Source organism: Rhizobium sp. Leaf453 (assembly GCF_001425605.1).
Lineage (GTDB): Bacteria > Pseudomonadota > Alphaproteobacteria > Rhizobiales > Rhizobiaceae > Pararhizobium.
Window position 1 is genome coordinate 681791 of record NZ_LMRG01000012.1, and the last position, 12166, is coordinate 693956.

General features: G+C 61.1%; 10 protein-coding genes. 7 read left to right on the top strand and 3 right to left on the bottom strand.

Annotated features, from left to right (window positions below):
• The first annotated feature begins 45 nt into the window (after positions 1-45).
• The 5 genes from ASG68_RS16800 to ASG68_RS16820 are packed head-to-tail and all read left to right on the top strand — an operon-like array spanning position 46 to position 5560.
• Positions 46-705, top strand: a complete 660-nt coding sequence (locus ASG68_RS16800; protein WP_062582446.1) for a CpaD family pilus assembly protein — start codon at positions 46-48, stop codon at positions 703-705.
• A 30-nt stretch (positions 706-735) separates the two neighbouring features.
• A complete protein-coding gene (locus ASG68_RS16805) occupies positions 736-2025 on the top strand; it encodes a CtpF protein (protein ID WP_062582305.1) in 1290 nt (429 codons plus the stop codon).
• Positions 2026-2056: 31 nt separating this feature from the next.
• Complete coding sequence (locus ASG68_RS16810) at positions 2057-3541, top strand: CpaF family protein (protein WP_062582313.1); 1485 nt, start codon at positions 2057-2059, stop codon at positions 3539-3541.
• A gap of 8 nt (positions 3542-3549) precedes the next feature.
• Positions 3550-4560, top strand: coding sequence for a type II secretion system F family protein (locus tag ASG68_RS16815; protein ID WP_062582448.1), 1011 nt, complete (start codon positions 3550-3552; stop codon positions 4558-4560).
• Between the two features lie 13 nt (positions 4561-4573).
• On the top strand, positions 4574-5560 hold the full coding sequence (locus tag ASG68_RS16820; protein WP_062582315.1) for a type II secretion system F family protein: 987 nt from the start codon (positions 4574-4576) through the stop codon (positions 5558-5560).
• Positions 5561-5621: 61 nt separating this feature from the next.
• Here the strand turns inward: ASG68_RS16820 and ASG68_RS16825 are convergent, their stop codons facing one another.
• Complete coding sequence (locus tag ASG68_RS16825; protein WP_062582317.1) at positions 5622-6470, bottom strand: oxidoreductase; 849 nt, start codon at positions 6468-6470, stop codon at positions 5622-5624.
• 108 nt (positions 6471-6578) lie between these two features.
• On the opposite strand from ASG68_RS16825, the gene ASG68_RS16830 reads away from it, so the two are divergent.
• Positions 6579-7469 (top strand): LysR family transcriptional regulator, encoded by an 891-nt coding sequence (locus tag ASG68_RS16830; RefSeq protein ID WP_062582319.1) that lies wholly within the window; start codon positions 6579-6581, stop codon positions 7467-7469.
• 8 nt (positions 7470-7477) lie between these two features.
• Here the strand turns inward: ASG68_RS16830 and ASG68_RS16835 are convergent, their stop codons facing one another.
• Complete coding sequence (locus ASG68_RS16835) at positions 7478-8299, bottom strand: tetratricopeptide repeat protein (RefSeq protein ID WP_062582321.1); 822 nt, start codon at positions 8297-8299, stop codon at positions 7478-7480.
• A 141-nt stretch (positions 8300-8440) separates the two neighbouring features.
• On the opposite strand from ASG68_RS16835, the gene ASG68_RS16840 reads away from it, so the two are divergent.
• Positions 8441-9832: a leucyl aminopeptidase family protein gene (locus ASG68_RS16840; RefSeq protein WP_062582323.1), complete on the top strand. Its 1392-nt coding sequence runs from the start codon at positions 8441-8443 to the stop codon at positions 9830-9832.
• Positions 9833-10004: 172 nt separating this feature from the next.
• Here ASG68_RS16840 and dnaA read toward each other — a convergent pair whose 3' ends face one another.
• Positions 10005-11462, bottom strand: a complete 1458-nt coding sequence (gene dnaA, locus ASG68_RS16845; protein ID WP_062582450.1) for a chromosomal replication initiator protein DnaA — start codon at positions 11460-11462, stop codon at positions 10005-10007.
• Positions 11463-12166 lie beyond the last annotated feature (704 nt).

Below are 12166 nucleotides of genomic sequence, written 5' to 3' on the forward strand. Positions count from 1 at the left end.
ATCATGCGGCCAAACACCTTTAACGGTCCGGTTCGTCTCCTGCGTATGCTGACCATCGGTGCCGTCCTCGTCACTGGCACAACGCTTGCCGGTTGCGCCCGCGACCCCAACACGACAGGCGCGCTGCCGGATGATTACCGCACACGTCACCCGATCGTCATCGCCGAGGCCGAACGTTCGATCGATATACCGGTCGCATCCGGTGACCGGCATCTGACAAAGGGTGCCCGCGATTACATCCGCGGCTTTGCATCGAACTACAAGAACGATGCCAGCGGAGCGGTGCAGATCATGCTGCCGCAGGGATCGGTCAACGCCCAGGCGGCGTCGGTTGTCCGCAAGGAAGTCCGCGGTGTTCTGGTTGGCGCCGGCATTCCGGCCACGCGCATGATCGAAGTAAGCTATCAGGCCGATCCCAACGGTGACGCGGCCCCGATCCGACTGACCTATAGCGCCATCACGGCGAAGACGGCGCCCTGCGGCAACTGGCCGTCGGATCTTGCCATGAACACGTTCGAGAACAAGAATTACGAGAACTTCGGTTGCGCCAGCCAGGCCAATCTCGCGGCCCAGGTCGCCAGCCCGCTGGATCTCCTCGGTCCGCGTGAAATGTCGCCGATCGATGCCGTCCAGCGCGGTCAGGTCATCAGCGATTATCGCGGGATAGAGACTGGCACGGAAACGACTATCAACATCAACAATTGACGAATCCGGACGCTTTGACGGGATAGCAACATGAGCGCGATTGACTACAAGATCGAAACCGGAAGCGGTGAAGCCGACAGTGCATATGACGCTGTTCGCCCCAGCGACATCGACCATTTGCGGCCGCTTCCGCGCATTTCGGTACACGCCTTTTGCGAAACCGAAGCGCTGCAGCGGGTCATGGAGCGGTGCGGCCAGGACCGGCGGATGAGCAAGGTCAGCCTGCGTATCAACAGCGGCACGATTGCGGCCGCTGCCAATATGTTCGCGACCGCGCCGACGCCGAACCTGATCATTCTGGAAACATCGACCGAGCCGCGTTTCCTGATGGCGGAACTGGAGCCGCTGGCTTCCGTCTGCGATCCCTCCACCAAGGTGGTGATCATCGGCCGCTACAACGATATTCCGCTCTACCGCGAACTAATCCGCAACGGCATTTCCGAATATATCGTCGCGCCGGTCACCATGCCGGATGTGTTGGCGGCCATCGCCTCGATCTTCGTCGACCCGGAAGCCGAACCACTCGGTCGCAGCATCGCCTTCATCGGCGCAAAGGGCGGCGTCGGCTCCTCGACACTCGCACACAATTGCGCCTGGGGCATTTCCAACCTGTTTTCGACCGAAGTCGTGCTTGCCGACCTCGATCTGCCCTATGGCACCGCCAACATCAACTTCGACCAGGATCCGCCACAGGGCATTTCCGAAGCCGTATTTTCGCCGGAACGCCTCGACGAAGTCTTCCTCGATCGCTTGCTGACCAAGTGCTCGGAGCGGCTGTCGCTGCTTGCAGCGCCCTCGATGCTCGATCGCCCCTACGATTTCGACGCCACGGCCTTCCAGCCGTTGATGGAAATCCTGCAGCGCAACGCGCCGGTTTCGGTGCTCGACGTGCCACATATGTGGGCTGACTGGACACGCTCGGTGCTGGCCGATGCCGATGAGGTGGTAATCACCGCCGTGCCGGATCTCGCCAACCTGCGCAACGCCAAGAACCTGCTGGATTCTCTGAAAAAGATCCGTCCGAATGACAAGGCGCCGCATCTGGTCCTCAATCAGGTCGGCATGCCGAAGCGGCCCGAGATTTCGCCGAACGATTTCTGCGATTCTCTCGAAATCGAGCCGGTGGCGATCATTCCGTTCGACACGATCCTCTTCGGCAATGCCGCCAACAGCGGTCGGATGATTGCCGAGATCGACAAGAAGGCACCAACGGCCGAAACCCTGGCGCAGCTCGCGCATCTCGTCACCGGCCGGGTGACGGCCAAGAAGGCAAAGAAGGGCGGACTTGGCAAGATGCTTGGAATGCTCGGACGCAAATAACTGATATCGAAGCAAAGACCGGATTGAGCGCATGTTTGGTAAAAAAGGAAACGAAGGCTTCGGCAAGAGCGGCTCCATCAGCCCTCCCGTGCAACAGCCCGTGCCTGCCAGTGCCGCCGCAACCGTGGCAGTGGCCGAGCGGCCCGCCACGCCTGTGCTTGCCGAGCCGGCGCGTGAAGCAACGCCGGTCACCCGCGCGCAGCCCAGTCCTCCACCGGTCCGCAAGAAGGCGGCCCGCACCGAGGATTATTACGATACGAAAAGCCAGGTCTTCTCGGCGCTGATCGACACGATCGACCTGTCGCAGCTCGCCAAGCTCGACACGGAGAGCGCGCGCGAGGAAATCCGCGATATCGTCAACGATATCATCACGATCAAGAACTTTGCGATGTCGATCTCCGAGCAGGAAGAACTGCTCGAGGATATCTGCAACGACGTTCTGGGTTACGGTCCGCTCGAGCCGCTTCTGGCGCGCGACGACATCGCCGACATCATGGTCAACGGTGCGGGCCAAACCTTCATCGAAGTCGGCGGCAAGACCATCGAGTCGGAAGTCCGCTTCCGCGACAACGCCCAGCTTCTGTCGATCTGCCAGCGCATCGTTTCCCAGGTCGGCCGCCGCGTCGACGAATCGTCGCCGATCTGCGACGCCCGTCTGCCCGACGGTTCGCGTGTCAACGTCATCGCGCCGCCGCTCGCCATCGACGGTACGGCGCTCACCATTCGTAAGTTCAAGAAGGACAAGCTGAAGCTTGATCAGTTGGTCAAGTTCGGCTCGATCACGCCGGAGGGCGCAGTCCTCCTGCAGATCATCGGCCGCGTCCGCTGCAATCTCGTCATCTCCGGCGGTACCGGTTCCGGCAAGACGACACTTTTGAACTGCCTCACCGGCTATATCGATGAGCAGGAACGCGTCATCACCTGCGAGGATACGGCCGAACTGCAGTTGCAGCAGCCGCATGTCGTGCGTCTCGAAACCCGTCCGCCGAACATCGAAGGCGAAGGCGAGATCACCATGCGCGATCTCATCAAGAACTGCCTGCGTATGCGGCCGGAGCGCATCATCGTCGGCGAAGTGCGCGGACCGGAAGTCTTCGACCTGCTTCAGGCGATGAACACCGGTCACGACGGCTCGATGGGTACGATTCACGCCAATACCCCGCGCGAATGCCTGTCGCGTATGGAATCGATGATCGCCATGGGCGGCTTCACGCTGCCGGCCAAGACCGTGCGCGAAATCATCTCCGGCTCGATCGATATCATCGTCCAGGCCTCGCGCCTTCGCGACGGTTCACGCCGTATCACCCACATTACCGAGGTGATCGGCATGGAAGGCGACGTGATTATCACGCAGGACCTCCTGCGCTACGAGATCGAGGGCGAAGACGCCAATGGCCGGATCATCGGCCGTCACAAGTCCACCGGTATTGGCCGTCCTCATTTCTGGGATCGCGCCCGTTACTTCAACGAAGACAAGCGGTTGGCTGCGACGCTCGACGCGATGGAAAAGGACTGATCGCTTTGTTGTTCGGGATCGATATCATCGTTCTGGCCATTGCCGGTCTTGCCGCTCTTGCGACGGCCGGTCTTGCCTATGGCGTCCTGTTCACGCGTATCGAGACCGAGAAGAAGGCCGAAAGCCGCGTCCGCAAGGTCAAATCCGCTGAAACCGATCGCGTTCAGGTCAAGGCCGCGCGCGACCGCATGAACGAAATGTCGAAGCGGCGCAAATCCGTGGCCGACTCGCTGAAAGACCTCGAGAAGAAGCAGCAGGAAAAGACCGCCAAGGCGAAGCCGACGATGAAGATCCGGCTGATGCAGGCCGGTTTGAAGATCTCGATCACGCAATTCTATATTTTCAGCGTTGTCTTCGGGGTTGTGGCTGGCCTGATGGCTTTGATCGCCGGTGCCATGCTGCCCATCGTTGCCGGTATCGTGCTGATCGGTGCTGCCGGTTTCCCGCGCTGGTTCGTTGGCTTCATGATCAAGCGGCGCTGCAAGGCCTTCCTCAACGAATTTCCGAACGCGCTCGATGTCATGGTGCGCTCGATCAAGTCCGGCCTGCCGCTCAACGATGCCGTCCGGCTGATCGCCAATGACGGCCAGGAGCCGGTCAAGACGGAGTTCAAGCGCATCATCGAGGCGCAGCAGGTGGGTCTCAACATTCCCGAAGCCTGCGCCCGCATGATCAACAGCATCCCGCTGCCGGAAGTGAATTTCTTCGCCATCGTCATCGCCATTCAGGCGCAGGCCGGTGGTAACCTGTCCGAAGCTTTGGGCAACCTCGGCAAGGTGCTGCGCGAACGCAAGAAGATGAAGGCTAAGGTGCAGGCGCTCTCCATGGAAGCCAAGGCATCGGCCTGTATCATCGGCGCCTTGCCCTTCATCGTTGCCTTCATGGTCTACATGACCTCGCCGGAGTACATGATGATCCTGTTCACCGATCCGCGCGGCCACATCATCATGGGCTGCTCGGGCGTGTGGATGAGCATCGGTATCTGGATGATGCGCAACATGATCAATTTTGATATCTAGGAAAGGGTCCGGCATGAGCGAGGGCATGATCAATACCCTGACCGATCCGACCGTTATTGTGGCATTTCTCGTGTCCGTGGCGGTTCTGGCGACATTCTATTCGCTGGCGATCCCCTTCTTTGAACGCGGAAATCTCGACAAGCGAATGAAGTCGGTCGCTACGGAACGCGAGCAGATCCGGGCGCGCGAACGCGCACGCCTGAATGCCGAGGCGTCCGCCAGCAAGGCCTCGCTGCGTGCACAGAACAATACGTCCGTCCGCCAGATCGTCGACCGCCTCAACTTGCGCAAGGCGCTGGTCGACGACAACACCGTCAACCGGCTGAAATCGGCGGGTTACCGCTCGCAAAACGCGCTCAACATGTTCCTTGTTGCCCGCTTCTGCCTGCCGTTCCTGTTTCTCGCAGTCGGCGCCTTCTACATTTTCTTCCTCGGCTATCTCGGCGAAAAGCCGCTTCCGATGCGAATCCTGGCGGTGATCGGGATTGGTTATGCCGGTTTCTATGCGCCCAACATCTTCATTTCTAACGCCGTCTCCAAGCGCCAGTTCTCCATCCGCAGGGCCTGGCCGGACTCGCTCGATCTCCTGCTGATCTGCGTGGAATCCGGTATCTCCATGGAGCTTGCCCTGCGGCGCGTGGCCGATGAAATCGCCGCCCAATCGCCGGCACTTGCCGAGGAACTGGTGTTGACGGTGGCGGAACTCTCCTTCCTGCCGGATCGTCGTGTCGCACTGGAAAATCTCGGTACCCGAACCGGCCTGGATGAAGTCAAGTCGGTCATGCAGGCGCTGATCCAGGCGGATCGCTACGGCACGCCGATCGCCCAGGCGCTCCGCGTTCTCGCCCAGGAAAGCCGCGACCAGCGCATGAACGAGGCAGAAAAGAAAGCCGCCGCCCTGCCGCCGAAGCTGACCGTGCCGATGATCCTGTTCTTCCTGCCGGTGCTGATCGCCGTCATTCTCGGACCGGCCGGCATTCAGGTATCGGACAAGTTTTAAAGTTAAAGGGCCGAACAAGGAGAAAGACACTGCCACGCGAAGCGGCAGTGCCTTTTGCGTTTTATGCTGCTGCGGATTCCGGTGGGAAGTCCGTCGAAGTGGCCAGTTCGCGCCAGGTCGCCAGTTCCGCGGCAACGCTGGCATTCTTCGCCTCGATTGCCGCGACCGTATCCGTACCGAACAGCATGCGCAGCGGCGGGTTTTCAGCCTTGGACAGCGTGATCATCGCCTTGGCGAGGCGCAGCGGATCGCCGGGCTGGCCGTGGTTCTTGCCGGCGGCGAAGTCACGCATGGCACCGGCCGGGGTTTCGGCATAATCGGCAATCGAACTCGGGCTGATCGACAGCGAGGCCTCATCGAGGAAGTCGGTGCGGAAGAAACCGGGTTCAATGACTGTGACGTCGATCCCCAGCGGCTTGACCTCGATCGCGAGCGATTCCGACAGGCCTTCGATCGCGAACTTGGTCGAGCCATAGACGCCCCATCCGGGGAAGCCGACATAACCGCCGATCGACGAGATGTTCATGACATGGCCGGAACGCTGGCGGCGCATGTGCGGCAGCACGGCGCGGGTGACCTTCAGCAGCCCGAAGACATTGGTCGCATAGATCTTTTCGATCTCCTCGGCAGTCGCTTCCTCGACGGCGCCGAGCAGCCCGTAGCCGGCATTGTTGAGCAGAATGTCGATCCTGCCGAAGCGCTTGACCGCGCTTTCGGCGGCCGCATGGGCCTGCGCCTCGCTGGTTACATCCAGCGCCACCGGCAGAAGGTTGGGATGCTCGCCGAACCGGTCGATGATCGTCTGGGGATTGCGGGCCGTCGCGACGACGGCGTCGCCGGCATCGAGAGCTTCGCGAGTGATAAGGGCGCCGAACCCGCGGGAGGCACCGGTGATGAACCATACACGCATGACGTTTTCCTTTCGTCGTTGAAATGTGCTTGCAGGAACAAGGTAGGACCATATGATAAGTGAGGTAAGCCGATATCTCTTCCATGTTTCAGTGAGGAAAATTCATCAATGCGCCGGATACGTTCTGCCGATCTCGCCGTTTTTCTGGCGATTGCCGAACATCGAAGCTTCCGCAAGGCAGCTGTCGAACTCGGCGTGACGGCCTCCGCTCTCAGTCATTCCCTGAGATCCATCGAGGAGAGGCTCGATGTCCGTCTGGTAAACCGGACCACGCGCGGGGTCGGCCTGACCGAGGCCGGCGAGCGGCTGCTGGAGCGCATCCGCCCCGCCTTTCTCGACATCGATGCAGCGCTTGATGAACTCGACACCTTTCGCGGCCAGCCGATGGGAAAGCTGAGGCTCAATGCACCGCGCGCCGCAGCAAAGCTGGTGCTCCTGCCGATGGTCTCCCGGTTTCTGCAGGCCCATCCCAATATCGAGGTCGAGATCGTCGTCGATGATGCGCTGGTCGATATGGTGTCGGGTGGCTTCGATGCCGGCGTGCGCTTCGGCGAGAGCATCGCGGCCGACATGATCGCGCTGGCGATCGGTCCACGTCACCGGTTCGCAGTGGTCGGATCACCGGAGCACATTCTGCGCCATGGAATCCCCGTCACGCCCCATGACCTCAAGGATCATCCCTGCATTCGCTACCGGTTCGCCGGCGGTTCATTCTATCGCTGGGAATTCGAGCGTGGCGGCGTCGGGCTGGATATCGACGTACAGGGGCCGCTGACATTGGGGGATCAGGACATGATGCTCGATGCAGCGCTGGAGGGGGCAGGGCTCGCCTATGTCTTCGAAAGCCAGGCGACGGACGCGATCGCCGAGGGAAAGCTCGTCAGCGTGCTGCAGGACTGGTGCCCCTATTATCCGGGCTTCTTTCTCTATTACCCGAGCCGCCGGCAGTTGCCGGGTCCGCTGCGAGCCTTTCTCGATTTTGTCAGGGCAAGCCGATAAGGCGCTGCTCAGTTCGTGCCGTTGTCTTCCTTGGAGAGCTTCTGCCAGGCATTCTGCTGCGACATGATCGAGCGCAGATATTTGACGTTCGCCTCGGCCTGGGCGGGCGAAAGCTCGGCGCTGGCGATCTTTTCCGCTTCCTGGAAGCGGCCCTGCAGGCCGACGGCAAGCGCCAGGTTCTGGCGCACGCTGCTGTCGGCGCCGGGCTGTTCGACGGCCTGCCGCAGATAGGTTTCGGCCGTCTTCAGGTCCTTGTTGAGCAGATAGGACATGCCGAGGTTGGACAGCACGGTCGGCTCGTTCGGCTGGATATCGAGGGCATCGCGGTAGCGCTGGCGCGCTTCGCCGGCGCGGCCGAGCTGGTCGAGGATCGCCCCTTCTGCCGATTTCAGCCGCCAGTCCGGACGGTCGGGGGTCTGTGCGCGCGTGATCGTGTTCAGCGCCTGCTCGAGTTGGCCGGCGGCGGCCTGCGACTTGCCATAGGCCGCCAGCACTTCGCGGTCGCTGGGGAAGTTGATGGCGACCTGTTGCATGACGGCCAGCGCCTGATCGTTGCGGCCGGTCATCCGCAGCATGTTGGCATAGTTCAGGCCGGCTGCGCGATCCTTGGGATTACGTTCATAGGCCTTGCCAATGCTCTCGGCTGCCGCTGCAAGTTCGGTCGAGTTCATCGACTGGACGGGCTTGGAAAAATGCGGCTGCGGGATCGATCCGGTCGTCAGTTCCTTCTTCTGGGTCGAGCATCCCGCGATCGCCAGAATGATAATCGCAAGCGAAGCTCCCTTGAGGATACCATGTGTCGAAAAGGACCGATGTCTGCGTGCCGTCATGATCAATGCCCCTAAGCATTTGTTCAAGCGCCGCAGCATTCCCCAACAGATTCGGCGCAATCTTCACTCCAGCAATAATCTGTTAACCCTAACAGAGCGTTAATCGGGTGATTCTACACCGCTTTCTTTGCAAGGATTTCCATGGCCCCGTATCAATTCATTGATCGCCCGTCTCCGTTCAACACAAGCGGCGGTAAGACCCTGCCGATCTTTGCGGTGACGCCGGCCCATATCGAGCTCGGCGCGATCGATCCGATCGCACTGGATTGGGCTCGCAAGGCCGGCTTCAAGGCGGAATCAGGTGTGGTTCTCCTGGTGCCGTCGGAAGACGGGCAACTCGGCGGAGCGCTGTTCGGGCTCGGTGCCAATCCATCGGAGGCGCCGTTCCTCACCGGTAAGCTGGCACGCACGCTGCCCGCTGGAAAATGGCATGTCGAAACCGCGCCGCTGACAGCCAATCGCCTGGCTCTCGGCTACGGCCTTGGCTCCTATACGTTCGAGCGCTACAAGGCAGCCGGTAAGGAAGCGCCGACGCTGATGATCCCGGCCGATGCGGATGCTGCCGATATCAAGCGCCAGATCGCCGGCGTCTTCCTCGCTCGCGACCTGATCAATACGCCGACCAACGACATGGGGCCGAACGCGCTGGAACAGGCGTTTCGCGCACTCGGCGAGTATTACAAGGCAACCGTGTCGGTCATCACCGGCGATGACCTCTTGAAACAGAATTTCCCGCTCGTCCACACCGTTGGCCGCGCCAGCGCCGAGGCACCACGCCTGCTTGAAATGCGCTGGGGCAAGAAGGGGCACCGCAAGGTAACGTTGGTCGGCAAGGGCGTCTGCTTCGATACCGGCGGCCTCGATATCAAGCCGTCGGCCTCCATGCTCCTGATGAAGAAGGACATGGGCGGTGCGGCAAATGTCATGGGCCTCGCCCTGATGATCATGGACGCCAAGCTCAAGGTCGACCTGCGCGTCATCGTGCCGGTCGTCGAGAATTCGATCTCGGCGAACGCCTTCCGTCCGGGCGACATCTACCGCAGCCGCAAGGGCCTCACGGTGCAGATCGACAACACCGATGCCGAAGGACGCCTGATCCTTGCTGATGCGCTCGCCTATGCGGACGAGGACGAAACCGACCTCTTGATCGATATGGCGACGTTGACCGGCGCCGCTCGTGTCGCACTTGGCCCAGACCTGCCGCCATTCTACACCGACGAGGAGGATTTCGCGCATGACCTGACCGAGGCAAGCCTGACCGTCGATGACCCGATGTGGCGCATGCCGCTCTACAAGGGTTATGAAAAGGATATCAACGCCCGGATCGCCGACCTCACCAATGCGCCCTCAGGTGGCATGGCGGGCTCCATCACCGCCGCATTGTTCCTGAAGCGCTTCGTCACCAAGGCAAAGAGCTGGGCGCATTTCGACATTTTCGGCTGGACCCCATCCGAACGCCCGCACTCGCCGCTGGGCGGTGAGGCACAGGCGATCCGCGCGCTCTATCATCTGATCGCGAAGGGGAAGAAGTAGGGGAGGGGCATCGACTTCTCTCTTCTCCCCAGCGGGGAGAAGGTGGCCGAAGGCCGGATGAGGGGGGCCGAAGGCCACCATTTCAGTGTGGCGCTTGCGCCGGCTTATGCCGTTGCCCCTCATCGCCTCGTTTTACTCGACACTTCTCCCCGGCGGGGAGAAAAAGCCAAGTCTACTCGTTGATCAACCGCTTCAGAAGTTCGATCTCGTGGCTGAGCTTGGTGTCGCCGGTGATCAAATCTTCGATCTTGCGCACGGCGTGCAGCACCGTGGTGTGATCGCGTCCGCCGAACCGGCGGCCGATTTCCGGGAAGGAGCGCGGCGTCAGGGTCTTGGCCAGATACATGGCGATCTGGCGTGGCTTGACGATGACGCGGGTACGGCGGTTCGACACGAGCTCCTGTCGCGAGACGTTGTAATGCTTAGCGACGACCCGCTGGATGTCTTCGATGCGCACCCGGCGCGGTTCGCCGGCATTGACGAGATGACCGAGCAGTTCGTCGACGCGCTCGACTGACAGATGCGGCTCGAACGACAGCCGGAACAGCAGCTGGTTGAAGGCGCCTTCGAGTTCGCGGCCGCTCGCGGTGATGTTGCGGGCAACATGGCTCAGGATATTGGCCGGAATATCGAGCGACGGGTCATCCTGGCGCGCGACGTCCAGACGGCGCTTGAGGATTTCGAGACGCATCTCGTAGTCTGGGCCTTCCATCTCGATGGCGACGCCACCCTGGAGGCGCGAGCGGACCCGCGGATCGAGCGATTCCAGCTCCCAGGGCGCACGGTCGGCGGCAACGACGACCTGCTTGGCGCTGTCGAGCAGCATGTTGAGAAGGTGACAGAATTCGTGCTGGATCGACTTGCCCTGCAGGAACTGCATGTCGTCGATGACCAGAAGGTCGATGTTGCGCAGGGTTTCCTTCAGCGACAGCGCGTCATTGTCGCGGATTGCGGTCGCAAAGCGCCACATGAAATATTCAGCTGTCAGATAAACGACGCGCGGAGCGCGCGGGCTCTGGATGGCAGCCGTGGCGATCGCCTGCAACAGATGCGTCTTGCCGAGACCGACGGTCGAGTGAATGAACAGCGGATTGAAGCGCACGGCGCCGGCACCGGCTTCGGCGATCGTCTTGGCGGCAGCGAGCGCGACGCGGTTGGACGAACCCTCGACGAAGCTTTCGAATGTATAGCGTGGGTCAAGCGGCGAGCCGAACAGAGGACCGGCTGCCGGCTGGGCTTTCTGCAGATTGTTGACGGTCGCGGCGGCATGATGGGCAACGCTCTGCGGCGCGGATTTGCGCGCCGAGGCCGGCGTTGCCGTCTCGCCGGCATGGCTGATCTGCGGCGCATCGTCCTGCAGGCCTGGGCGGGCGCTGCTGCGTGTCGCGGTACGAACCAGGATCTCAACCTTGAGAACCTCGGGATCTTCCTGCTGCACGATGCTGGTGATCAGATCGAGATAACGGTTGTTGATCCAGGATTTGAGGAAGGTCGTCGGCACGGACAGCCGCACGACGCTCTTGGAAACTGAATGAAGCTTCAGCCGGCCAAACCAGCTGGCAAAGACATCGGGACCGACCTGGGCTTTCAGACGCGCACTGACCCGTTCGAAAAGCGCGTTCTGCTTCATGTCGCCGTTGTCCCCCGCGGAAGCGTCAGATTGCTGAGCCATCTGACGCGCATTCTCCCTATTCTCGAATACGATCGCCGCCGTCACCGAATTACCAAGCATATTGCCGCCTTCCAATATCATGCGCGATACCGCCATTGCTGCCGGCATCAACTCTTAATGTTCGTTCCGCACGGCCCTTTCAAGGCATGCCGCCGGGTTCAAACGCTCCCCATGTCGCCGAAGGATCCTCATTTCCCTCTCCGGCATGGTTTCCGTACAAAACCGTCCGGCTGCCAGCCAAACGCTTGTCCCGCTTGTACGGTTTCACATCCGGGACGGTTGGGTTCCCTTGCGAAAACCCGCGCGTCCGACTGCACTTTTCACCCGGCCCTCCCAACCCTCGTTACAGATGGTCAGACCAATCCGCCGCAATACGTCCTCATCCGTATTCGGCGGACATCCGGGCACCGTACGGCAAGAGCCATGGCGGGCGTCCGGATAGCATCTCGAAGGGGGCTTCCTTTCCTGCAACCAGAAAATGCAATGACGCATTCCGGGCAGGAGGCCTGCGCGGCTGAAAACATCCAATTCTGATTGATGGAACGTTGTGGAACCACCCCGTCACAGAAGGTTGAAGTGAAACTGCACCGCCCGTTGAAAGGTGGCCTTTTCATTCGTCCACAGGATTATCCCGCGCCTTCTGTGGGAGGCATTTAGGCAGG

Bases quoted from the DNA above. Each gene is read 5' to 3' on its own strand.
- ASG68_RS16800 (WP_062582446.1), top strand. From the start codon at position 46: ATGCTGACCATCGGTGCCGTCCTCGTCACTGGCACAACGCTTGCCGGT.
- ASG68_RS16805 (WP_062582305.1), top strand. From the start codon at position 736: ATGAGCGCGATTGACTACAAGATCGAAACCGGAAGCGGTGAAGCCGAC.
- ASG68_RS16810 (WP_062582313.1), top strand. From the start codon at position 2,057: ATGTTTGGTAAAAAAGGAAACGAAGGCTTCGGCAAGAGCGGCTCCATC.
- ASG68_RS16820 (WP_062582315.1), top strand. From the start codon at position 4,574: ATGAGCGAGGGCATGATCAATACCCTGACCGATCCGACCGTTATTGTG.
- ASG68_RS16825 (WP_062582317.1), bottom strand. From the start codon at position 6,470: ATGCGTGTATGGTTCATCACCGGTGCCTCCCGCGGGTTCGGCGCCCTT.
- ASG68_RS16830 (WP_062582319.1), top strand. From the start codon at position 6,579: ATGCGCCGGATACGTTCTGCCGATCTCGCCGTTTTTCTGGCGATTGCC.
- ASG68_RS16835 (WP_062582321.1), bottom strand. From the start codon at position 8,299: ATGACGGCACGCAGACATCGGTCCTTTTCGACACATGGTATCCTCAAG.
- ASG68_RS16840 (WP_062582323.1), top strand. From the start codon at position 8,441: ATGGCCCCGTATCAATTCATTGATCGCCCGTCTCCGTTCAACACAAGC.
- dnaA (WP_062582450.1), bottom strand. From the start codon at position 11,462: ATGAAGCAGAACGCGCTTTTCGAACGGGTCAGTGCGCGTCTGAAAGCC.